The 22,192-nt window shown below is 70.7% G+C and carries 21 protein-coding genes; 20 read left to right on the top strand and 1 reads right to left on the bottom strand.

Annotated elements, in window-relative coordinates; all coding sequences use genetic code 11:
- The first annotated feature begins 145 nt into the window (after positions 1 to 145).
- From ACIRVH_RS28950 to ACIRVH_RS28855, 20 genes are all read left to right on the top strand, one after another.
- Positions 146 to 1,999, top strand: coding sequence for a DUF5941 domain-containing protein (locus ACIRVH_RS28950; protein ID WP_403958914.1), 1,854 nt, complete (start codon positions 146 to 148; stop codon positions 1,997 to 1,999).
- Complete coding sequence (locus ACIRVH_RS28945; protein ID WP_403958911.1) at positions 1,996 to 2,748, top strand: sugar phosphate nucleotidyltransferase; 753 nt, start codon at positions 1,996 to 1,998, stop codon at positions 2,746 to 2,748. The genes ACIRVH_RS28950 and ACIRVH_RS28945 overlap by 4 nt, the downstream gene beginning before the upstream one ends.
- Complete coding sequence (locus ACIRVH_RS28940; RefSeq protein WP_403958909.1) at positions 2,736 to 3,797, top strand: iron-containing alcohol dehydrogenase family protein; 1,062 nt, start codon at positions 2,736 to 2,738, stop codon at positions 3,795 to 3,797. Before ACIRVH_RS28945 ends, ACIRVH_RS28940 begins: the two co-directional genes overlap by 13 nt.
- Complete coding sequence (locus ACIRVH_RS28935; RefSeq protein ID WP_403958906.1) at positions 3,775 to 4,554, top strand: CDP-alcohol phosphatidyltransferase family protein; 780 nt, start codon at positions 3,775 to 3,777, stop codon at positions 4,552 to 4,554. The genes ACIRVH_RS28940 and ACIRVH_RS28935 overlap by 23 nt, the downstream gene beginning before the upstream one ends.
- Positions 4,555 to 4,559: 5 nt before the next feature.
- The gene (locus tag ACIRVH_RS28930; RefSeq protein ID WP_403958904.1) at positions 4,560 to 5,432 is read left to right on the top strand and encodes a glycosyltransferase family 2 protein; all 873 of its coding nucleotides are present in this window, start codon (positions 4,560 to 4,562) and stop codon (positions 5,430 to 5,432) included.
- A gap of 141 nt (positions 5,433 to 5,573) precedes the next feature.
- Entirely contained in the window at positions 5,574 to 6,503 is a 930-nt protein-coding gene (locus tag ACIRVH_RS28925; RefSeq protein WP_403958902.1) for an ABC transporter permease, read from the top strand.
- Complete coding sequence (locus ACIRVH_RS28920; RefSeq protein ID WP_403958899.1) at positions 6,496 to 7,284, top strand: ABC transporter ATP-binding protein; 789 nt, start codon at positions 6,496 to 6,498, stop codon at positions 7,282 to 7,284. Before ACIRVH_RS28925 ends, ACIRVH_RS28920 begins: the two co-directional genes overlap by 8 nt.
- Before the next feature lie 367 nt (positions 7,285 to 7,651).
- Positions 7,652 to 8,548, top strand: a complete 897-nt coding sequence (gene hpnC, locus ACIRVH_RS28915; protein ID WP_403958897.1) for a squalene synthase HpnC — start codon at positions 7,652 to 7,654, stop codon at positions 8,546 to 8,548.
- Complete coding sequence (gene hpnD, locus ACIRVH_RS28910) at positions 8,545 to 9,495, top strand: presqualene diphosphate synthase HpnD (RefSeq protein ID WP_403958896.1); 951 nt, start codon at positions 8,545 to 8,547, stop codon at positions 9,493 to 9,495. Before hpnC ends, hpnD begins: the two co-directional genes overlap by 4 nt.
- Complete coding sequence (locus ACIRVH_RS28905) at positions 9,495 to 9,647, top strand: DUF6380 family protein (RefSeq protein WP_403958893.1); 153 nt, start codon at positions 9,495 to 9,497, stop codon at positions 9,645 to 9,647. The genes hpnD and ACIRVH_RS28905 overlap by 1 nt, the downstream gene beginning before the upstream one ends.
- Complete coding sequence (hpnE, locus tag ACIRVH_RS28900; protein ID WP_403958890.1) at positions 9,644 to 11,071, top strand: hydroxysqualene dehydroxylase HpnE; 1,428 nt, start codon at positions 9,644 to 9,646, stop codon at positions 11,069 to 11,071. The genes ACIRVH_RS28905 and hpnE overlap by 4 nt, the downstream gene beginning before the upstream one ends.
- A gap of 68 nt (positions 11,072 to 11,139) precedes the next feature.
- Positions 11,140 to 12,204 carry a polyprenyl synthetase family protein gene (locus ACIRVH_RS28895; protein ID WP_403959169.1) on the top strand — a complete coding sequence of 355 codons (1,065 nt, stop codon included), beginning with the start codon at positions 11,140 to 11,142 and terminating at the stop codon, positions 12,202 to 12,204.
- A gap of 116 nt (positions 12,205 to 12,320) precedes the next feature.
- On the top strand, positions 12,321 to 14,372 hold the full coding sequence (gene shc / locus ACIRVH_RS28890; protein WP_403958888.1) for a squalene--hopene cyclase: 2,052 nt from the start codon (positions 12,321 to 12,323) through the stop codon (positions 14,370 to 14,372).
- Positions 14,373 to 15,014 (top strand): 1-hydroxy-2-methyl-2-butenyl 4-diphosphate reductase, encoded by a 642-nt coding sequence (locus ACIRVH_RS28885; protein WP_403958885.1) that lies wholly within the window; start codon positions 14,373 to 14,375, stop codon positions 15,012 to 15,014.
- Positions 15,015 to 15,019: 5 nt separating this feature from the next.
- Positions 15,020 to 16,042, top strand: coding sequence for an adenosyl-hopene transferase HpnH (hpnH, locus tag ACIRVH_RS28880; RefSeq protein ID WP_403958882.1), 1,023 nt, complete (start codon positions 15,020 to 15,022; stop codon positions 16,040 to 16,042).
- 4 nt (positions 16,043 to 16,046) lie between these two features.
- Positions 16,047 to 17,162 (top strand): flavodoxin-dependent (E)-4-hydroxy-3-methylbut-2-enyl-diphosphate synthase, encoded by a 1,116-nt coding sequence (gene ispG / locus ACIRVH_RS28875; protein WP_403958879.1) that lies wholly within the window; start codon positions 16,047 to 16,049, stop codon positions 17,160 to 17,162.
- Between the two features lie 41 nt (positions 17,163 to 17,203).
- On the top strand, positions 17,204 to 19,147 hold the full coding sequence (gene dxs, locus ACIRVH_RS28870) for a 1-deoxy-D-xylulose-5-phosphate synthase (RefSeq protein WP_403958877.1): 1,944 nt from the start codon (positions 17,204 to 17,206) through the stop codon (positions 19,145 to 19,147).
- Complete coding sequence (locus ACIRVH_RS28865; RefSeq protein ID WP_403958874.1) at positions 19,144 to 20,529, top strand: aspartate aminotransferase family protein; 1,386 nt, start codon at positions 19,144 to 19,146, stop codon at positions 20,527 to 20,529. The genes dxs and ACIRVH_RS28865 overlap by 4 nt, the downstream gene beginning before the upstream one ends.
- A gap of 112 nt (positions 20,530 to 20,641) precedes the next feature.
- Positions 20,642 to 21,253, top strand: a complete 612-nt coding sequence (locus ACIRVH_RS28860; RefSeq protein ID WP_403958872.1) for a helix-turn-helix domain-containing protein — start codon at positions 20,642 to 20,644, stop codon at positions 21,251 to 21,253.
- Complete coding sequence (locus ACIRVH_RS28855) at positions 21,250 to 21,372, top strand: DUF6126 family protein (RefSeq protein WP_403958869.1); 123 nt, start codon at positions 21,250 to 21,252, stop codon at positions 21,370 to 21,372. Before ACIRVH_RS28860 ends, ACIRVH_RS28855 begins: the two co-directional genes overlap by 4 nt.
- Positions 21,373 to 21,378: 6 nt before the next feature.
- On the opposite strand, the gene ACIRVH_RS28850 is transcribed toward ACIRVH_RS28855, so the two are convergent.
- Positions 21,379 to 22,176, bottom strand: a complete 798-nt coding sequence (locus ACIRVH_RS28850; protein WP_403958866.1) for a tyrosine-protein phosphatase — start codon at positions 22,174 to 22,176, stop codon at positions 21,379 to 21,381.
- Positions 22,177 to 22,192: the final 16 nt, after the last annotated feature.

Raw genomic sequence — 22,192 nt, 5'->3', positions numbered from 1 at the left:
GGCCGGACCGTGAACGGCCGGTGAACAAGGGATCGAGTCCATCGGATACCCTTCGCCGACATGCCGCCCGGGAGCCGCAGGCAGGGGCGCCCCAACCACGCAGAAGACCGGCGCCGCCACGCCGGCACCCAGGGAGTGAGTTCGGTTGTCGACCGCCATCGTCACCGGTCAGCCGGTGCCCGGATCGTCGCTCGAGAACGATCTGCGGTCTCTCGGCTTCGACGTGCGCGCGGCCACCGACGCCTCCGAGGCGGAGAGTCTGCTCGCGGCCGTCCCGGCCGACCGGCGCGTGGCCCTGGTCGACGCCCGCTTCGTCGGCCACCTGCACGCCCTGCGCCTCGGCCTCACCGACCCGCGCTTCCCGCTCGCCGCCGTCCCCGGCGCCGTCACCGCACAGCCCGCCGCCCGGCAGGCGCTGACCCGGGCCCTGGCCCGCGAGACCTCCGCCGACGGCGGTACGGCCCATGGGGGCGCCCCCGCGCGAGCGAAGTCGAGCGTGGGGGGAGTCGACAGCGTCGCCGACCGCATGGTCACCGCCCTCGACGCCGACGGCAGCGCGGTCCACCGTCCCGAGCTGGGCAGCCTGGTGGCTGCCGTGCCGGAGGACCCGCAGGCCCGCAACGAGGTCCGGCAGGCCGTCGCCGCCGTCGACGACGAGGCCATACGCCTGAAGTCGGCCGTGAAGTCGCGCGACGGCTTCTTCACCACGTTCTTCATCAGCCCGTACTCGCGCTACATCGCCCGCTGGTGCGCCCGCCGGGGCCTGACCCCCAACCAGGTCACCACCGCCTCGCTGCTCACCGCGCTGATAGCGGCGGGCTGCGCGGCGACCGGCACCCGCGCCGGGTTCGTCGCGGCCGGCGTGCTGCTGATCGCCTCGTTCGTCCTTGACTGCACCGACGGCCAGCTCGCCCGCTACGCCCTGAAGTACTCCACGCTCGGCGCCTGGCTGGACGCCACCTTCGACCGGGCCAAGGAGTACGCCTACTACGCGGGACTCGCCCTCGGCGCGGCCCGCGGCGGCGACGACGTGTGGGCCCTCGCCCTCGGCGCGATGATCCTGCAGACCTGCCGGCACGTCGTGGACTTCTCCTTCAACGAGGCCAACCACGACGCCACCGCCAACACCAGCCCCACCGCCGCCCTCTCCGACAAGCTGGACAGCGTCGGCTGGACGGTCTGGCTGCGGCGGATGATCGTCCTGCCGATCGGCGAACGCTGGGCCATGATCGCCGTCCTCACCGCGTTCACCACCCCCCGCATCACCTTCTACGTGCTCCTCGCCGGGTGCGCCTTCGCCGCGACCTACACCACGGCCGGCCGCGTGCTGCGCTCGGTGACCCGCAGGGCGGTGGGGGTCCCCCCAGGCGTTAAGCACTGGGGGAGCACCGACCGGGCCGCGCAGGCGCTGGCGGACCTCGCCGACAACGGACCGCTCGCCTCGTACGTGTCGCGTGTCACGCGTGGCCTCCTCGGTGGCCCGCTGCTGGTGGCCCTGGGCGGCACGGCCGTCCTCGCCGTCTCTCTCTTCTCCGGGCTGACCTGGGCACCTGTCGCCGGTGCCGTGGTCTACGCCGTCGCCTCCGGCCGGGCGCTGTACAGCCCCCTCAAGGGCGCCCTGGACTGGCTGATCCCCCCGCTGTTCCGGGCCGCCGAGTACGGTACGGTGCTCGTCCTCGCAAGCAAAGCAGGGGTAAACGGAGCCCTTCCTGCGGCTTTCGGCCTGGTGGCCGCCGTCGCCTACCATCACTACGACACGGTGTACCGCATCCGCGGCAACGCCGGAGCGCCCCCGGCCTGGCTGGTACGTGCCATCGGGGGCCAGGAGGGGCGGACGGTGCTCGTCACCGTCCTCGCGGCGGTGCTCACCGCCTCGCAGTTCAAGGTCGCGCTCACGGTCCTCGCCGTGGTCGTCGCCCTGGTGGTGCTCATCGAGAGCATCCGCTTCTGGGTGTCCGCAGGGGCACCCGCCGTACACGATGAAGGAGAACCCGCATGATCGGCCTCGTGCTGGCGGCCGGCGCCGGACGGCGTCTGCGCCCCTACACCGACAGCCTTCCCAAGGCACTCGTGCCGGTGGGCCCCGCGGGCATAGAGGACTCGATCACGGTGCTCGACCTCACTCTCGGCAACTTCGCCGAGATCGGCCTGACCGAGGTGGCGATCATCGTCGGCTACCGCAAGGAGGCCGTGTACGAGCGCAAGGAGGCGCTGGAGGCGAAGTACGGCCTCAAGCTGACCCTCATCGACAACGACAAGGCCGAGGAGTGGAACAACGCCTACTCCCTGTGGTGCGGCCGTGACGCCCTCAAGGACGGTGTGATCCTCGCCAACGGCGACACGGTGCACCCGGTCTCCGTCGAGAAGACGCTGCTCGCCGCCCGCGGCGACGGCAAGAAGATCATCCTCGCGCTGGACACCGTGAAGTCCCTCGCCGACGAGGAGATGAAGGTCGTCGTCGACCCCGCCAAGGGCGTCCAGAAGATCACCAAGCTGATGGACCCGGCCGAGGCGACCGGCGAGTACATCGGTGTCACCCTGATCGAGGGCGACGCCGCTCCCGACCTGGCCGACGCGCTGAAGACGGTCTGGGAGACCGACCCGCAGCAGTTCTACGAGCACGGGTACCAGGAGCTGGTGAACCGCGGCTTCAAGATCGACGTCGCGCCGATCGGTGACGTCCAGTGGGTCGAGATCGACAACCACGACGACCTCGCCCGCGGACGGGAGATCGCGTGCCAGTACTGACGCGGCTCATTCCGTCGCCGGTCGTCGTGGACATCCGCCCGGGTGCCCTCGACGACCTGGCCGGAGTGCTCGCCGACGAGCGGATCTCGCAGTCGGGCCGGCTCGCCGTCGCCGTCAGCGGCGGCTCCGGCGCCAAGCTGCGCGAGCGCATCGCCCCCTCGCTGCCCGGCGCCACCTGGTACGAGGTCGGCGGCGGCACCCTCGACGACGCGATCCGGCTGGCCGGCGACATGAAGGCCGGCCACTTCGACGCCGTCGTGGGTCTCGGTGGCGGCAAGATCATCGACTGCGCCAAGTTCGCCGCGGCGCGTGTCGGCCTGCCCCTGGTCGCCGTGCCGACGAATCTCGCGCACGACGGCCTGTGCTCGCCGGTCGCCACGCTCGACAACGACGCCGGCCGCGGCTCCTACGGTGTGCCGAACCCGATCGCCGTCCTCATCGACCTGGACGTGATCCGCGAGGCACCGGCGCGCTTCGTGCGCTCCGGCATCGGCGACGCGATCTCCAACATCAACTCGGTCGCGGACTGGGAGCTGTCCAACCGCGTCAACGGCGAGAAGATCGACGGTCTGGCCGCGGCCATGGCCCGCCAGGCCGGCGAGGCGGTGCTCCGGCACCCCGGCGGCATCGGCGACAACGACTTCCTCCAGGTGCTCGCCGAGGCGCTGGTCCTCACCGGTATCTCCATGTCGATCTCGGGTGACTCCCGGCCCGCCTCGGGCTCCTGCCACGAGATCAACCACGCCTTCGACCTGCTCTTCCCCAAGCGCGCCGCGAGCCACGGCGAGCAGTGCGGGCTCGGTGCCGCCTTCGCGATGTACCTGCGCGGAGCGCACGAGGAGTCGGTGTACATGGCCGAGGTGCTGCGTCGGCACGGGCTTCCGGTGCTGCCGGAGGAGATCGGCTTCACGCTGGACGAGTTCGTCCGCGCCGTGGAGTTCGCTCCGGAGACCAGACCCGGCCGCTACACGATCCTCGAGCACCTCGACCTCAAGACGAACCAGATCAAGGACATCTACGCCGACTATGTCAAGGCCATCGGTAGCTGAACTCCGACCGGTCGTCCACCCCGCCGGGGTGAAGGACCGGCGCAGCGGTGAGCACTGGGCGGGACGCCTCTACATGCGCGAGGTGTCCCTGCGCGTCGACCGCTACCTGGTGAACACCAGGGTCACGCCCAACCAGCTCACGTACCTGATGACCGTCTGCGGTGTGCTCGCGGCCCCGGCCCTGCTGGTGCCGGGGATCGCGGGCGCCGTGCTCGGCGTGGTCGCCACCCAGCTGTACCTGCTGCTGGACTGCGTCGACGGCGAGATCGCCCGCTGGAAGAAGCAGTACTCGCTCGGCGGGGTCTACCTGGACCGCGTCGGTGCGTACCTGACCGACGCTGCCGTCCTGGTCGGCCTCGGCCTGCGCGCCGCCGACCTGTGGGGCACGGGCCGTATCGACTGGCTGTGGGCCTTCCTCGGCACCCTCGCCGCGCTCGGCGCGATCCTGATCAAGGCCGAGACCGACCTCGTCGGTGTCGCCCGGCACCAGGCCGGCATGGCGCCGGTCAAGGAGGCGGCGTCCGAGCCGCGCTCCTCCGGCATGGCGCTGGCCCGCCGGGCCGCCTCGGCGCTCAAGTTCCACCGGCTGATCCTCGGCATCGAGGCCTCGCTCCTGATCCTGGTCCTAGCGGTCCTGGACCAGATCCACGGCGACCTGTTCTTCACCCGGCTCGGCACCGCCGTGCTCGCCGGCATCGCCGTGCTGCAGACCGTGCTGCACCTGGTGTCCATCCTCGCCTCCAGCAGGCTGAGGTGAGCGGCATGAAGGTCGGCGCGGTCATCATCACCATGGGCAACCGGCCCGAGGAACTGCGTGCGCTGCTCGACTCGGTCGCCAAGCAGGACGGTGACCGGGTCGAGGTGGTCGTCGTCGGCAACGGCTCGCCCGTCCCGGACGTCCCCGAGGGCGTACGGACCATAGAGCTGCCCGAGAACCTGGGCATCCCCGGCGGCCGCAACGTCGGCATAGAGGCCTTCGGCCCGAGCGGCCGCGACGTCGACATACTCCTCTTCCTCGACGACGACGGCCTGCTCGCCCGCCACGACACCGCCGAGCTGTGCCGCCAGGCGTTCGACGCCGACCCGAAGCTCGGCATCGTCAGCTTCCGCATCGCCGACCCGGACACGGGCGAGACCCAGCGCCGGCACGTCCCGCGGCTGCGCGCCTCCGACCCGATGCGCTCCTCCCGGGTCACCACCTTCCTCGGCGGTGCCAACGCGGTCCGCACCCGGGTCTTCGCCGAGGCCGGCGTGCTCCCGGACGAGTTCTTCTACGCCCACGAGGAGACCGACCTCGCCTGGCGGGCCCTCGACGCGGGCTGGATGATCGACTACCGGTCCGACATGGTGCTGTACCACCCGACGACCGCGCCCTCGCGGCACGCGGTGTACCACCGCATGGTCGCCCGCAACCGGGTCTGGCTGGCCCGGCGCAACCTCCCGGCGCTCCTGGTCCCCGTCTACCTCGGGGTCTGGCTGCTGCTCACCCTGCTGCGCCGCCCCTCGGGACCGGCCCTGAAGGCCTGGTTCGGCGGCTTCAAGGAGGGCTGGACCTCCCCGTGCGGCCCCCGCCGCCCGATGCGGTGGCGCACGGTGTGGCGGCTCACACGACTGGGCCGGCCCCCCGTCATCTGACAAGCTCGACGGTGCGGGCCGCGCCCCGAGGGCGCGCCCGAAGCCGGATCCGACGCAGCCGGACGGCGCAGACACGACGAACCACGCCGACCACTACGTTCCCGACGAACCCGACGCACTAGAAGACGAAAGCTTCCACCTGTGAGTGAGACAACGCACGACGGCGGTGTCGCGGTGACCGCGGCCCCGTCGCCCGACGAGGGACTGACGGCGGCCCAGCTCGCCGCCAAGTACGGGCTCGCCGTGAGCGGTGCCCGGCCCTCGCTCACCGAGTACGTCCGGCAGCTGTGGGGGCGGCGCCACTTCATCCTCGCCTTCTCGCAGGCGAAGCTGACCGCGCAGTACAGCCAGGCCAAGCTCGGTCAGCTGTGGCAGGTGGCGACCCCGCTGCTGAACGCGGCGGTCTACTACTTCATCTTCGGCGTCATCCTGCACGCGAGCCGGGGCATGTCCAAGGACGTGTACATCCCGTTCCTGGTCACGGGCGTGTTCGTCTTCACCTTCACGCAGAGCTCGATCATGTCGGGCGTCCGCGCCATCTCCGGCAACCTGGGCCTGGTGCGCGCCCTGCACTTCCCGCGCGCCTCGCTGCCCGTCTCCTTCTCGCTGCAGCAGCTGCAGCAGCTGCTCTTCTCGATGATCGTGATGTTCATCGTGGCGATCGGCTTCGGCAGCTACCCGAGCCTGTCCTGGCTGCTGATCGTGCCGGTCCTGGTGCTGCAGTTCCTGTTCAACACCGGGCTGGCACTGATCGTGGCGCGTCTGGGCGCCAAGACGCCGGACCTCGCCCAGCTGATGCCGTTCATCCTGCGGACCTGGATGTACGCCTCCGGTGTCATGTTCTCCATCACCACGATGATGGAGGGCCGTTCCGAGTGGGTGGTCCGCCTGCTGCAGGTGAACCCGGCCGCCATCTACATGGACCTGATGCGCTTCGCGCTGATCGACGGGTACGGCGCCTCGAACCTGCCGCCGCACGTGTGGGGCATCGCCCTGTTCTGGGCCGTGGTCGCCATCGCCGGCGGGTTCGTGTACTTCTGGAAGGCGGAGGAGAGGTACGGCCGTGGCTGAGCAGAACCCCCAGGACAGTGCCGAGCGGCGCCCGACGGTCATCGCCGACGACCTGCACATCGTCTACCGCGTCAACGGCGCGAAGACGGGCAAGGGCAGTGCGACGGCCGCCCTGAGCCGCATACTCAAGCGTGGCGAGGAGCGGGGCGTGCGCAAGGTGCACGCCGTGCGCGGAGTCTCCTTCGTCGCCTACCGCGGTGAGGCCATCGGCCTGATCGGCTCCAACGGCTCGGGCAAGTCCACCCTGCTGCGAGCCATCGCCGGTCTGCTGCCCGCCGAGAAGGGCAAGGTCTACACCGACGGCCAGCCCTCGCTGCTCGGTGTGAACGCGGCCCTGATGAACGACCTCACCGGCGAGCGCAACGTGATCCTCGGCGGTCTCGCCATGGGAATGTCCCGCGAGCAGGTCAAGGAGCGCTACGAGGAGATCGTCGACTTCTCCGGCATCAATGAGAAGGGCGACTTCATCACCCTGCCGATGCGCACCTACTCCTCCGGCATGGCGGCCCGGCTGCGCTTCTCCATCGCCGCCGCCAAGGACCACGACGTCCTCATGATCGACGAGGCGCTGGCCACCGGTGACCGCAAGTTCCAGAAGCGCTCCGAGGAGCGCATCCGGGAACTGCGCAAGGAGGCCGGCACGGTGTTTCTGGTCAGTCACAACAACAAGTCCATTCGCGACACCTGCAACCGTGTCCTGTGGCTGGAGCGCGGCGAACTGCGCATGGACGGGCCGACCGAAGAGGTCCTCAAGGAGTACGAGAAGTTCACGGGCAAGTGACCCGTTGAGCCGTTTCGGCCAGGGCCCCGTCGGCAACCGTCCGGTGGGGCCCTGCGTCTGCAAAGGAAACGTCAACTCCCGGCGCCCTTAGGAATCTTGACGCCAATCGGTGTGTTGTTGTGATGTGCAGGACACCCCGACGGACCTTGCCGCGTTGTACAACGTAAGCTGTACGGGTGCCGGAAAGCGGCAAGTAGGGCCATAATGCGCGACACCCTCCCGGCGACAGCCCCCCGGAGGGCCGGGCGGCGTGTCCGAAATAGTGTGTATTGGATCGGCAGTGTAGAACGGGAGATGTGACGGCAATGGCTACGGAAACTCCCCAGCTCAACGCAGCATGTGCCGTCCCCGCCCCGGGCAGCGCGCGATGACGGGAACCGACACGGCGCCCGAACTGGAGCGCGCCACACTGGACAAGGCTGCGAGCGAGAACTTTCCCGTGGCCCCCTTTTTCCTGCCCCGGGCCTGGCGTGCCGACCTCATGGCGGTGTATGGCTTCGCCCGCCTGGTGGACGACATCGGCGACGGTGACCTGGCCCCCGGTGGAGCCGACGCGCGCGCCCTGGGTGTGACGGCCGCCGAGGCGGAGGACCGACTGGCCCTCCTCGACGCCTTCGAGGCCGACCTACGGCGTGTCTTCGACGGCACGCCCCGCCACCCCCTGCTCCGCCGCCTGCAGCCCACCGTCCGCCGCCGCGCCCTCACCCCCGAGCCCTTCCTCGGCCTGATCGCCGCCAACCGCCAGGACCAGCTGGTCGCCCGGTACGAGACCTACGACGACCTCCTCGCCTACTGCGAGCTGTCCGCCAACCCCGTCGGCCGCCTCGTCCTCGCCGTCACCGGTACCTCGACCCCCGAGCGGATCCACCTCTCCGACGCGATCTGCACCGCACTGCAGATCGTGGAACACCTCCAGGACGTCGCCGAGGACTTCGGCCATGACCGGATCTATCTGCCCGCCGAGGACATGAAGCGCTTCCACGTCCAGGAAACGGATCTCGCCACGAAAACCACGGGCGCATCGTTGCGCGCTCTGGTTGCATACGAAGCGCAACGCGCCCGCGATCTGCTGAATGAAGGCGCCCCCTTGGTGGGTAGCGTCCACGGCAGGTTGAAGCTGCTGCTCGCGGGGTTCGTGGCAGGGGGGAGGGCGGCGATCCGGGCGATCGCCGCCGCCGAATACGACGTACTTCCCGGCCCGCCCAGACCCGGCAAGGTCCAGTTGCTGCGTGAGGTGGGCTCGACCCTGCGAGGAGAGGGGTGATCCGGACCGTGGAGTCTGTGCCACACGTGTCCGCACCGGTACTCGCCGCCTACAGCTACTGCGAGGCCGTCACCGGGCAGCAGGCCCGCAACTTCGCGTACGGCATCCGCTTGCTGCCGACGCCCAAGCGCCGCGCCATGTCCGCGCTGTACGCCTTCTCCCGGCGTGTCGACGACATCGGCGACGGCGACCTGCCCGGCGACGTCAAGGTCGTGCGCCTCGAGGACACCCGGGCGCTGCTCGACCGCGTCCGCGCGGGCCGGGTCGAGGAGGACGACACCGACCCGGTGGCCGTCGCCCTCACCCATGCCGCCGACGCCTTCCCGATCCCGCTCGGCGGCCTGGACGAGCTGATCGACGGCGTCCAGATGGACTTGCGCGGGGAGAGCTACGAGACCTGGGACGACCTGAAGGTCTACTGCCGCTGTGTGGCCGGCGCCATCGGCCGCCTCTCGCTCGGTGTGTTCGGCACGGAACCGGGGGCGCGCGGCGCCGAGCGCGCGTCCGAGTACGCCGACACGCTCGGTCTCGCGCTGCAGCTCACCAACATCCTCAGAGACGTCCGCGAGGACGCCGAGGGCGGCCGTACCTATCTGCCCGCCGACGACCTCGCGAAATTCGGGTGCTCGGCCGGTTTCAACGGCCCGACCCCACCGGAGGGCTCCGACTTCGCGGGCCTCGTGCACTTCGAAGTACGACGGGCCCGCGCCCTTTTCGCCGAGGGCTACCGGCTCCTCCCCATGCTCGACCGGCGCAGCGGCGCCTGCGTCGCCGCCATGGCCGGCATCTACCGCCGTCTGCTCGACCGCATCGAGCGCGACCCGGAGGCCGTGCTGCGCGGCCGTGTCTCGCTGCCCGGACGCGAGAAGGCGTACGTCGCCGTACGCGGACTGTCGGGCCTCGACACCCGGCACGTGTCCCGGCGGACCGTCAGGAGGCGCGCCTGATGGACTCCGACGGCCCGATGCGGCGGGCAACCCTCCGCTGCGGCGTGGCGTCCCTGACTGCGACGGCCGAGCGTGCACCGTTCATCCAGCACGCCAAGCAGGCCGGCTCGTTCAGTGGAGCGCTTGGGCACGCACGGAAGGACGCACGATGAGCGACGGCGCACACGACTCGGCGGCGCACGCCGACACCCCGGCACCGGCGGGGCGCAGTGCCGTCGTGGTCGGCGGCGGTCTCGCCGGGATCACCGCTGCGCTCGCACTCGCCGACGCGGGCGTCCGGGTCACCCTGCTCGAAGGCAGGCCGAGACTGGGCGGCCTCGCCTTCTCCTTCCGGCGCGGCGACCTGACCGTCGACAACGGCCAGCACGTGTACCTGCGCTGCTGCACCGCCTACCGCTGGTTCCTCGACCGCATCGAGGGCGCGGCGCTGGCACCGCTGCAGGATCGTCTCGACGTGCCCGTACTCGACGTGAACCGGCCCGAGGGACGGCGGCTCGGCAGGCTGCGGCGCGACGCCCTGCCCGTACCCCTGCATCTGGGCCGGAGCCTGGCGACCTATCCGCACCTGTCGCTCGCCGAGCGTGCCGCGGTCGGGCGTGCCGCGCTCGCGCTCAAGGGGCTCGACCTCGCCGATCCGACCCTGGACACCCAGGACTTCGGCAGCTGGCTGGCCGCCCACGGCCAGTCGGCGCGTGCCGTCGAGGCCCTGTGGGACCTGGTCGGGGTCGCCACCCTCAACGCGGTCGCGGGCGACGCCTCGCTGGGGCTCGCCGCGATGGTGTTCAAGACCGGTCTGCTGTCCGACCCGGGCGCGGCCGACATCGGCTGGGCCCATGTCCCGCTGGGCGAACTGCACGACCGGCTGGCCCGCAAGGCGCTCGACTCCGCGGGCGTCCGTACCGAAGTCCGTACACGCGTCACCTCCGTCTCCATCAACGAAAACGGGACCTGGAGCGTTCAGGTTCCCGGCGAGACGCTCCGGACCGACGCGGTCGTCCTCGCCGTACCCCAGCGCGAGACGCACGACCTGCTGCCGCCCGGCGCCCTCGACGCCCCCGAACAGCTGCTGAGGATCGGCACCGCGCCGATCCTCAACGTGCATGTCGTCTACGACCGCAAGGTGCTCGCCCGGCCCTTCTTCGCCGCCCTCGGCACCCCGGTGCAGTGGGTCTTCGACCGGACGGACGCGTCCGGGCTCGCCGAGGGGCAGTACCTGGCACTGTCCCAGTCCGCCGCGCAGGACGAGATCGACGCACCGGTCGCCGAGCTCCGCGAGCGCTACCTGCCCGAGTTGGAGCGCCTCATCCCGGGCACGCGCGGCGCGGCCGTGCAGGACTTCTTCGTGACCCGGGAGCGCACGGCGACGTTCGCTCCCACCCCCGGCGTCGGGCGGCTGCGGCCCGGCGCCCGCACCAAGGCCCCCGGCCTGTACCTGGCCGGAGCGTGGACCGCCACCGGGTGGCCCGCGACCATGGAAAGTGCGGTCCGCAGTGGAGTGAGCGCGGCCGATGCCGCGCTGAGCGCCCTGGGCCGGCCCCGCCCCCGCCGCCTCTTCGAGTTCGAGGAGGCGGCGTGACGCTCGATCAGCACGCGGCAGGCCCCCGCACCCCCGGTACCGCAACAAGAGGAGAGACTGTGCCCACTGTGCCCCCGGCCTCGACGCCCGCTCGGAGGACCGCGGTGGACGTGACCGCGCTTCTGGAGCGCGGCCGGACCCTGGCCACACCGGTCCTGCGTGCGGCCGTCGACCGCCTGGCGCCTCCGATGGACACCGTCGCCGCCTACCACTTCGGCTGGATCGACGCGGCCGGCAACCCGGCCGACGGCGACGGCGGCAAGGCCGTGCGCCCCGCCCTGGCCGTTCTCTCCGCCGAGGTCACCGGCGCCGCACCCGAGGTGGGCATCCCCGGGGCCGTCGCCGTCGAACTCGTTCACAACTTCTCGCTGTTGCACGACGACCTGATGGACGGCGACGAGCAGCGCCGGCACCGCGACACGGTCTGGAAGGTGCACGGCCCCGCCCAGGCCATCCTGGTCGGCGACGCCCTGTTCGCTCTCGCCAACGAGATCCTGCTGGAGCTCGGCACGGTCGAGGCCGGCCGCGCCACCCGCCGCCTGACCGCCGCCAGCCGCGCCCTGATCGACGGTCAGGCGCAGGACATCTCCTACGAGCACCGCGACCGCGTCAGCGTCGAGGAGTGCCTGGAGATGGAGGGCAACAAGACCGGCGCCCTGCTCGCCGCCTCCAGCTCCATCGGCGCGGTGCTCGGCGGCGCCGACGACCGCACCGCCGACACCCTGGAGAAGTACGGCTACCACCTGGGCCTCGCCTTCCAGGCCGTCGACGACCTGCTCGGCATCTGGGGCGACCCGGAGTCCACCGGCAAGCAGACCTGGAGCGATCTGCGCCAGCGCAAGAAGTCCCTGCCGGTCGTGGCCGCGCTCGCCGCGGGCGGCTCCGCCTCCGAGCGGCTCGGCGAGATCCTCGCCGCCGACGCCAAGAGCAGCGACTTCGAGAACTTCTCCGAGGAGGAGTTCGCGGCCCGCGCCGCCCTGATCGATGAGGCCGGCGGCCGCGAGTGGACGGCCGAGGAAGCGCGCCGTCAGCACACCATCGCCATCGACGCCCTCGACACCGTCGACATGCCCGAACAGGTGCGGGACGCCTTCACGGCACTCGCCGACTTCGTCGTCGTACGAAAGAGATGATCGTTATCGGTCGAATAGCCCTCGCGTAGTCGCCGGCCGGTGTCGAGGGACGACGGACACCGGCCGACGGCGGACCCACAGCAGCACGACTCGCACGACTGCACTAAGGGGAAGCCATGACAGCGACGACCGACGGAAGCACCGGGGCGACCATCCCGCCCCGCGCTGCCGCGGCCAGCGAAACCGACATCACGACCCCCGCGGCGGCCGGGGTGCAAGAAGCCGCCGAACGCGCCGCACGGCGCGCCACCGACTTCCTGCTGGCACGGCAGGACGCCCAGGGCTGGTGGAAGGGCGACCTCGAGACGAACGTCACCATGGACGCCGAGGACCTGCTGCTCCGTCAGTTCATGGGGATTCGCGACGAGGCGACGACACAGGCCGCCGCCCTGTTCATCCGCGGCGAGCAGCGCGAGGACGGCACCTGGGCCACCTTCTACGGCGGGCCCGGCGAACTGTCCACCACCGTCGAGGCGTACGTAGCCCTCCGCCTGGCCGGCGACGCGCCCGACGCCCCGCACATGGCGAAGGCCTCCGCCTGGATCCGCGAGCGAGGCGGGATCGCCGCCGCCCGGGTGTTCACCCGGATCTGGCTGGCCCTGTTCGGCTGGTGGAAGTGGGAGGACCTGCCCGAACTCCCGCCGGAGCTGATCTACTTCCCCAGCTGGATGCCGCTCAACATCTACGACTTCGGCTGCTGGGCGCGGCAGACCATCGTGCCGCTGACCATCGTCTCGGCCAAGCGCCCGGTCCGCCCGGCACCCTTCCCGCTGGACGAGCTGCACACCGACCCGGCGGACCCCAACCCGGCCAAGCCACTTGCACCGGTGGCCAGTTGGGACGGAGCCTTCCAGCGCCTGGACAAGGCGCTGCACCAGCTGCGCAAGGTCGCCCCGCGCCGCCTGCGCAGGGCCGCCATGAACTCCGCCGCCCGCTGGATCATCGAGCGCCAGGAGAACGACGGCTGCTGGGGCGGCATCCAGCCACCGGCCGTGTACTCGGTCATCGCCCTGCACCTGCTCGGCTACGACCTCCAGCACCCGGTGATGCGCGAGGGCCTCGCCTCGCTGGACCGTTTCGCCGTATGGCGCGAGGACGGCGCCCGGATGATCGAGGCCTGCCAGTCCCCGGTGTGGGACACCTGCCTCGCCACCATCGCCCTGGCCGACGCCGGACTGCCCGTCGACCACCCCCAACTGGTCAAGGCCGCCGACTGGATGCTCGGTGAGGAGATCGTCCGGCCCGGCGACTGGGCCGTGAAGCGGCCCGGGCTGCCGCCCGGCGGCTGGGCGTTCGAGTTCCACAACGACAACTACCCGGACATCGACGACACCGCCGAGGTCGCCCTCGCGCTGCGCCGGGTCAGGCATCACGACCCCGACCGGGTGGACGGGGCGATCGGGCGCGCGGTGCGCTGGAACCTCGGGATGCAGTCGAAGAACGGCGCGTGGGGCGCCTTCGACGTCGACAACACCAGCCCGTTCCCGAACCGGCTGCCGTTCTGCGACTTCGGCGAGGTCATCGACCCGCCCTCCGCGGACGTCACCGCGCACGTGGTCGAGATGCTCGCCGCCGAGGGCCTCGCCCACGACCCGCGCACCCGGCGCGGCATCGAGTGGCTGCTCGCCGAACAGGAGCCGGACGGCTCGTGGTTCGGGCGCTGGGGCGTGAACTACGTCTACGGCACCGGCTCGGTGGTGCCCGCGCTGACCGCGGCCGGACTGCCCGGCTCCCACCCGGCGATCCGGCGGGCCGTGACCTGGCTGGAGAGCGTCCAGAACGACGACGGCGGCTGGGGCGAGGACCTGCGCTCCTACAAGCACGTCAAGGAGTGGAGCGGCCGCGGAGCCTCCACCGCCTCGCAGACCGCGTGGGCGCTGATGGCCCTGCTCGCGGCGGGGGAGCAGGACTCCAAGGCCGTCGAGCGCGGTGTCAGGTGGCTGGCCGAGACCCAGCGGGAGGACGGCTCCTGGGACGAGCCGTACTTCACCGGCACCGGCTTCCCCTGGGACTTCTCCATCAACTACCACCTCTACCGGCAGGTCTTCCCGCTCACCGCGCTCGGCCGGTACCTGCACGGCGACCCCTTCGAGCGGCAGCTGCTCGCCAGGGCCAGGAAGCCGCTCTCCGAGATCAAGAAGCCGCTCTCCGAGGTCAAGGGGGGCTGAATGAGCGCCCAGCCCGCCCCGGCCCCGCTGCTGATCGCCTGCGCGCTCGGCATCGAGCACCTCGCCCTGCGCACCGGCGACCGGGGCAGTGCCGGCGGGCCGTTCAGCATCGTCCGCACGGGCATGGGCCCCAAGGCGGCGGAACGCTCCTTCACCCGGCTCCTCGCGGACCCGGCGCTGGCCGACGCGGCCGTCCTGGCCACCGGTTTCTGCGCCGGGCTCGCGCCCGGGATGCACCCCGGCGACCTGGTCGTCGCCGAGGAGACCCGGGACCCGCACGGGACCGTCCCGTGCGTGGGCACCGACCTGCTCGTCAAGGAACTCGTGCGCATCCTGCCCGGGCGCACCGTCCACACCGGGCCCGTCACCGGTTCCGACCATGTCGTCCGCGGCCATGAGCGGTCCGACCTGCTCGCGACCGGCGCGATCGCGGTCGACATGGAGTCCGCGGCCACGCTCCTGAGCGCCGTCCGCGCGGGCGAGCGCCCGGTTGCGGCCGTACGGGTGGTCGTGGACGCTCCAGAACATGAACTCGTCCGAATCGGCACGGTGCGCGGTGGAATATCAGCCTTCCGCGTTCTTCGCACCGTCCTTCCTGCTTTTTTCGAATGGCACCGTTCTTTGTTGCTCCCCCGGAGGTGAGCCAGATGGCCATGCCGCTGCGTCAGTCCATCAAGGTCGCTACTTACCTGGCTGAACAGAAGATCCGCAGGCGGGACAAGTTTCCGCTCATCGTCGAGCTGGAACCGCTGTTCGCCTGCAACCTCAAGTGCGAGGGCTGCGGCAAGATCCAGCACCCGGCGGGTGTGCTCAAGCAGCGCATGCCGGTGGCCCAGGCCGTGGGCGCGGTGCTGGAGTCCGGTGCGCCGATGGTGTCCATCGCCGGTGGCGAGCCGCTGATGCATCCTCAGATCGACGAGATCGTGCGCCAGTTGGTGGCCAGGCGGAAATACGTCTTCCTGTGCACCAACGCCATGTTGCTGCGCAAGAAGATGGACAAGTTCACGCCCTCGCCCTACTTCGCCTTCGCGGTGCACATCGACGGGCTGCGCGAGCGGCACGACGAGTCCGTGGCGAAGGAGGGCGTGTTCGACGAGGCGGTGGAAGCCATCAAGGAGGCCAAGCGGCGCGGCTTCCGGGTGACCACCAACTCCACCTTCTTCAACACCGACACCCCGCAGACCATCATCGAGGTGCTCAACTTCCTCAATGACGACCTGCAGGTGGACGAGATGATGATCTCGCCCGCCTACGCCTACGAGAAGGCGCCCGATCAGGAGCACTTCCTCGGCGTCGAGCAGACCCGGGAGCTGTTCAAGAAGGCCTTCGCGGGCGGCAACCGCAGGCGTTGGCGGCTCAACCACTCCCCGCTCTTCCTGGACTTCCTGGAGGGCAGGGTCGACTTCCCGTGCACCGCGTGGGCGATCCCGAACTACTCGCTCTTCGGCTGGCAGCGCCCCTGCTACCTGATGAGCGACGGGTACGTGCCGACGTACCGCGAACTCGTCGAGGAGACCGACTGGGACAAGTACGGCCGCGGCAAGGACCCGCGCTGCGCCAACTGCATGGCGCACTGCGGCTACGAGCCCACCGCCGTCCTCGCCACCATGGGCTCCCTGAAGGAGTCGCTGCGGGCCATGCGCGAGACCGTCGCCGGAAACCGGGAGTGACGCCATGACCGCCGTCCCCTTGGGCGTTCCCGAGGTACCGGCCCGGCCGGTCGCACCGCGGCGCGTGTCGCGGCAGATCCACGTCGGTCCGGTGGCGGTCGGGGGCGGAGCCCCGGTGTCGGTGCAGTCGATGACGACGACCCGTACGTCGGACATCGGTGCCACCCTGCAGCAGATAGCCGAACTCACCGCGTCCGGCTGCCAGATCGTCCGCGTCGCCTGCCCCACGCAGGACGACGCGGACGCTCTCGCGACCATCGCCCGCAAGTCGCAGATCCCGGTGATCGCGGACATCCACTTCCAGCCGAAGTACGTGTTCGCGGCCATCGAGGCGGGCTGCGCAGCGGTCCGGGTGAACCCGGGCAACATCAAGAAGTTCGACGACCAGGTGAAGGAGATCGCGCGGGCGGCGAAGGACCACGGCACGCCGATCCGGATCGGCGTCAACGCCGGCTCCCTGGACCGGCGCCTGCTCCAGAAGTACGGCAGGGCGACGCCCGAGGCACTGGTCGAGAGCGCGCTGTGGGAGGCGTCGCTCTTCGAAGAGCACGACTTCAGGGACATCAAGATCTCGGTCAAGCACAACGACCCGGTCGTGATGATCGAGGCCTACCGGCTGCTCGCCGAGAGCTGCGACTACCCGCTGCACCTGGGGGTCACCGAGGCCGGTCCGGCCTTCCAGGGCACGATCAAGTCGGCGGTGGCCTTCGGGGCGCTGCTGTCGCGGGGGATCGGCGACACCATCCGTGTGTCCCTGTCGGCCCCGCCCGCCGAGGAGGTCAAGGTCGGCATCCAGATCCTGGAGTCCCTGGGGCTGCGGCAGCGGCGCCTGGAGATCGTCTCGTGCCCGTCCTGCGGGCGGGCCCAGGTCGATGTGTACAAGTTGGCCGACGAGGTCACGGCGGGGCTGGACGGCATGGACGTGCCGCTGCGGGTCGCGGTGATGGGCTGCGTCGTCAACGGTCCGGGCGAGGCCCGCGAGGCAGACCTCGGGGTTGCCTCGGGCAACGGTAAGGGCCAGATCTTCGTCAAGGGCGAGGTCGTCAAGACCGTCCCCGAGTCCAAGATCGTGGAGACCCTCATCGAGGAGGCCATGAAGCTCGCGGAACAGATGAAGTGAGTTGGGGTCAAAGCACGGCACGGACCGAGAGGGGGCCCAGCGTGACGATTCTGGAGAGCATCAGGGGACCACGCGACCTGAAGGCGCTGTCCGAGGCGGAACTCGGTGAACTGTCCGAAGAAATCCGTGAGTTCCTGGTGCACGCGGTGGCGAGAACCGGCGGTCACCTCGGGCCCAACCTGGGGGTGGTGGAACTCTCCGTCGCGCTCCACCGGGTCTTCGAGTCGCCGGTGGACCGCATCCTGTGGGACACCGGCCACCAGAGCTATGTCCACAAGCTGCTGACCGGGCGTCAGGACTTCTCCAAGCTGCGCGGCAAGGGCGGCCTGTCCGGCTATCCCTCGCGTGAGGAGTCCGAGCACGACGTCATCGAGAACAGTCACGCCTCGACGGTGCTCGGCTGGGCCGACGGCCTCGCCAAGGCCAATCAGGTGCAGGGGGAGAAGGGCCATGTGGTCGCGGTCATCGGCGACGGCGCGCTGACCGGCGGCATGGCCTGGGAGGCGCTGAACAACATCGCGGCCGCCAAGGACCGGCCGCTGATCATCGTCGTGAACGACAACGAGCGGTCGTACGCCCCGACCATCGGGGGCCTGGCCAACCACCTGGCCACCCTGCGCACCACCGACGGCTACGAGAAGGTCCTCGCCTGGGGCAAGGACGTGCTGCTGCGGACCCCGGTCGTCGGCCACACCGTCTACGAGTCCCTGCACGGCGCGAAGAAGGGCTTCAAGGACGCCTTCGCCCCGCAGGGCATGTTCGAGGACCTGGGACTGAAGTACGTCGGTCCCATCGACGGGCACGACATCAAGGCCGTCGAGTCGGCGCTGCGGCGGGCCAAACGTTTCCACGGGCCCGTTCTGGTCCACTGCCTCACGGAGAAGGGCCGCGGCTACGAACCCGCCCTCGCCCACGAGGAGGACCACTTCCACACCGTCGGCGTGATGGACCCGCTCACCTGCGCACCGCTCACGCCGTCCAACGGGCCGTCCTGGACTTCGGTGTTCGGCGACGAGATCGTCAGGATCGGGGAGGAACGTGAGGACGTCGTGGCGATCACGGCGGCCATGCTGCACCCGGTGGGTCTCGGCAATTTCGCCGAGCGCTTCCCGGACCGGGTGTGGGACGTGGGCATCGCCGAGCAGCACGCGGCCGTCTCCGCCGCCGGCCTCGCCACCGGCGGACTGCACCCGGTCGTCGCCGTCTACGCCACCTTCCTCAACCGCGCCTTCGACCAGTTGCTGATGGACGTCGCCCTGCACCGGTGCGGGGTGACCTTCGTGCTGGACCGGGCCGGCGTCACCGGCGTGGACGGGGCGTCGCACAACGGCATGTGGGACATGTCCGTCCTGCAGGTCGTCCCCGGCCTCAGGATCGCCGCGCCGCGCGACGCCGACCAGTTGCGCGCCCAGCTGCGCGAGGCCGTCGCCGTGGACGACGCGCCCACTCTGGTCCGCTTCCCGAAGGAGTCCGTCGGCCCGCGGATCCCGGCGATCGACCACGTCGGCGGGATGGACGTCCTGCACCGCGGCGAAGACCCCGAGGTGCTGCTGGTGGCCGTCGGCGTGATGGCGCCGGTCTGCCTGCAGGCCGCCGAGCTGCTGGCGGCGCGGGGCATCGGCTGCACGGTGGTCGACCCCCGTTGGGTCAAGCCCGTCGACCCGGAGCTGCCGGGGCTGGCCGCCGCACACCGGCTGGTGGCCGTCGTGGAGGACAACAGCCGGGCCGCCGGGGTCGGTTCGGCCGTGGCGCTCGCCCTCGGCGACGCCGACGTGGACGTGCCGGTACGGCGGTTCGGCATCCCGGAGCAGTTCCTCGCGCACGCCAAGCGCAGCGAGGTGCTGGCCGACATCGGTCTCACGCCCGTCGAGATCGCCGGCCGGATCGGCGCGAGCCTGGCCGTCAAGGACCCGGGTCTCGCCGTCAAGGAGACGGGCTTCGCCGCCAGGAACGCGGGGGGCACAGTCAAGGAGAAAGCTGAATGACCAAGGAGTTCGACCTCGGCGCCCTCCTCGCCGACCGCGGAACCGAGCGCTACGAGTTGCACACGAAGTACCTGAACCCGCAGCTCCCGCGCATGCTGCACACCATCGGCTTCGACAAGGTCTACGAGCGCGCCGAGGGCGCGCACTTCTACGACGCGGACGGCAACGACTACCTGGACATGCTCGCCGGGTTCGGGGTGATGGGCCTCGGCCGTCACCACCCGGTCGTCCGCCGGGCACTGCACGACGTCCTGGACCTGAACCTCGCCGACCTCACCCGCTTCGACTGCCAGCCGCTGCCCGGCCTGCTCGCGGAGCGGCTGCTCACCCACAGCCCGCACCTGGACCGGGTGTTCTTCGGCAACAGCGGCACCGAAGCGGTCGAGACCGCCCTGAAGTTCGCCCGGTACGCCACCGGCAGACCGCGCGTCCTCTACTGCGACCACGCCTTCCACGGCCTGACCACCGGCTCCCTGTCGGTCAACGGCGAGGACGGCTTCCGCGACGGCTTCGCCCCGCTGCTGCCCGACACCGCCGTACCCCTCGGCGATCTCGACGCGCTCGCGCGGGAGCTGAAGAAGGGTGACGTGGCCGCCCTGATCGTGGAGCCGATCCAGGGCAAGGGCGTCCACGAGGCCCCGCCCGGCTATCTGCGCGCCGCGCAGGACCTGCTGCACCGGCACAAGGCGCTGCTCATCGCCGACGAGGTGCAGACCGGCCTCGGCCGCACCGGCGACTTCTACGCCTACCAGCACGAGGACGGCGTCGAACCGGATCTGGTGTGCGTGGCCAAGGCGCTGTCCGGCGGCTACGTCCCGGTCGGCGCGACCCTGGGCAAGGACTGGATCTTCAAGAAGGTCTACTCGTCCATGGACCGCGTCCTGGTCCACTCGGCGAGCTTCGGGTCCAACGCGCAGGCGATGGCGGCCGGCCTCGCCGTGCTGTCGGTGATGGAGGACGAGCAGATCGTCGCCGGGGTGCGTACCACGGGCGGTCTGCTGAAGTCCCGGCTCACCGCGCTGATCGACGAGTACGAGCTGCTCGCCGACGTCCGCGGCCGGGGCCTGATGATCGGCATCGAGTTCGGGAAGCCCAGCTCGCTGAAGCTGCGCAGCCGCTGGACCATGCTCCAGGCCGCGCGCAAGGGCCTGTTCGCGCAGATGGTGGTCGTACCGCTGCTGCAACGCCACCAGATCCTCACCCAGGTCTCCGGCGACCACCTGGAGGTCATCAAGCTCATCCCGCCGCTCGTCGTGAACGAGGCCGACGTGGACCGTTTCGTGGACGCCTTCACGGCGGTGATGGACGACGCGCACAGCGGCGGCGGCCTGATGTGGGACTTCGGCAAGACCCTGATCAAGCAGGCGGTGGCAAACCGCTAGCGCCCTCGTGAGCCGGGGCCCCGCCGCGGGCCCCGGGAGGCAGCGGGCAGTGAACTTTTGCCTCTGGGGCAAGAAATTTGCCGCGGAGGCAAAGCTCCGGCTCAATAGAGACATGAACGAATCCGAGCCGGTGCCCGGCGGCGACCTGCCCGCCGTCGCTCCCCAGCTGCGTGCCCTGCGTCGGCGCACCGGCCTGACCCTGGAGGCCGCGGCCCGGTCCGCCGGTCTCTCGCCGGCCCATCTGTCCCGGCTGGAGACCGGGCAGCGCCAGCCCTCGCTGCCGATGCTGCTCGCGCTCGCCCGTATCTACGGTACGACCGTCGCGGAACTGCTCGGCGAGACCGTCGCCGACCGGGACGCCGTCGTGCGCGCCGCCGACATGGAGCCGACCCGGGCGGGCGGCTGGACGTACTTCCAGGCCGGCGCCTCCGGGCGGGGCATGCAGGCGCTGCGCGTCCGGGTGCCGTACGGCACCCAGGGCGACATCGTGCGCGTGCACCCCGGCGAGGAGTGGCTCTACGTCCTCACCGGGCGGCTCAGGCTGCGCCTCGGCGACACCACGCACCTGCTCGCACCCGGCGACAGCGCGCACTTCGACTCGCTCACCCCGCACCGCCTCGCCGCCGAGGACCCCGACGGCGTGGAGCTGCTGTTCGTCCACACCCTGCTGCAGAGTCCCACGGCCACACTGTGCCTGGGCCCACTGACTGGAGAGCTGCCATGAGCAACATCGAGGAGAGGTTCCCCCGTTCGCTGTGGATCCGGCTGATCATCTACATCGCCGTCGGCCACCTGTTCGCCGCGTTCCTCTACCTGCTGTTCGCCCTGGGCGCCAAGGGCTGACCACCGTCAGTCCAGCAGGCGCTCCCGCAGTCGCTCCCGGGTCTCCGGGGTGACACCCAGCCCCTGCGCGAAGTAGGCGTCGGTGCCGCCCCACGTCTCCTCGATGCCCGCGAAGGCCGCCTGCAGATACTCGGCGCGCGCGTCGAAGAGCGGGCTGAGCAGCTCCATCACCTCGGGCGTGTACGCGGTGTCCGCGCTGCCGTTGCGACGGACCTTGTAGCGCCGGTGCTTGGCGTTGGACTCCAGGTAGTCGGCGATGACGGCATCGCGCTCCACGCCCACGGCCAGGAGCGTGACGGCTATGGAGATGCCCGCGCGGTCCTTGCCCGCGGCGCAATGCATCAGCGCGGGCACGCTGTCCTCGGCGATCGCGTGCAGCACCCGGGAGTGCTCGGCGGTGCGCTCCTTGACGATCGTCCGGTACGAGGCGACCATCCGGGCCGCCGCCTTGCCGTCCGCGAGGATGCCGCGCAGCTGCTCGATGTCGCCGTCGCGGACCATCTTCCAGAACTCGGCGCCGTCCGCCGGGTCGCTCAGCGGCAGGTTCACGTTCCGCACGCCGGGCAGCTCGACGTCCGGGCCCTCCAGCTTCTGGTCGGCGGCGTTACGGAAGTCGAAGATCGTGTGCAGGCCCAGGGACGAGAGGAAGGCCGCGTCCTCCTCGGTGGCGTGCGCGAGGTGGCCGCTGCGGAACAGCGCTCCGGGGCGCACCCGCCGTCCGTCCACGGTCGGCAGTCCGCCCACATCGCGGAAATTGCGCACTCCGGCCAGCTCGGGCTCGGTCGAGGGGACCTGCTGCGTCACGGGGGCTCCTCCCGGT

Source organism: Streptomyces sp. NPDC101165, from assembly GCF_044768135.1.
GTDB lineage: Bacteria > Actinomycetota > Actinomycetes > Streptomycetales > Streptomycetaceae > Streptomyces.
The sequence above is the reverse complement of the archived record's forward strand: the minus strand, read 5'-3'. Positions and strand labels throughout refer to the sequence as shown.

Coding starts and splice junctions, on each gene's coding strand:
- ACIRVH_RS28865 (WP_403958874.1), top strand. CDS start 19,144: ATGACCAAGGAGTTCGACCTCGGCGCCCTCCTCGCCGACCGCGGAACC.
- ACIRVH_RS28935 (WP_403958906.1), top strand. CDS start 3,775: ATGTCAAGGCCATCGGTAGCTGAACTCCGACCGGTCGTCCACCCCGCC.
- ACIRVH_RS28860 (WP_403958872.1), top strand. CDS start 20,642: ATGAACGAATCCGAGCCGGTGCCCGGCGGCGACCTGCCCGCCGTCGCT.
- shc (WP_403958888.1), top strand. CDS start 12,321: ATGACAGCGACGACCGACGGAAGCACCGGGGCGACCATCCCGCCCCGC.
- hpnC (WP_403958897.1), top strand. CDS start 7,652: ATGACGGGAACCGACACGGCGCCCGAACTGGAGCGCGCCACACTGGAC.
- ACIRVH_RS28905 (WP_403958893.1), top strand. CDS start 9,495: ATGGACTCCGACGGCCCGATGCGGCGGGCAACCCTCCGCTGCGGCGTG.
- hpnH (WP_403958882.1), top strand. CDS start 15,020: ATGGCCATGCCGCTGCGTCAGTCCATCAAGGTCGCTACTTACCTGGCT.
- ACIRVH_RS28930 (WP_403958904.1), top strand. CDS start 4,560: ATGAAGGTCGGCGCGGTCATCATCACCATGGGCAACCGGCCCGAGGAA.
- ACIRVH_RS28885 (WP_403958885.1), top strand. CDS start 14,373: ATGAGCGCCCAGCCCGCCCCGGCCCCGCTGCTGATCGCCTGCGCGCTC.
- hpnE (WP_403958890.1), top strand. CDS start 9,644: ATGAGCGACGGCGCACACGACTCGGCGGCGCACGCCGACACCCCGGCA.
- ACIRVH_RS28855 (WP_403958869.1), top strand. CDS start 21,250: ATGAGCAACATCGAGGAGAGGTTCCCCCGTTCGCTGTGGATCCGGCTG.
- ispG (WP_403958879.1), top strand. CDS start 16,047: ATGACCGCCGTCCCCTTGGGCGTTCCCGAGGTACCGGCCCGGCCGGTC.
- ACIRVH_RS28945 (WP_403958911.1), top strand. CDS start 1,996: ATGATCGGCCTCGTGCTGGCGGCCGGCGCCGGACGGCGTCTGCGCCCC.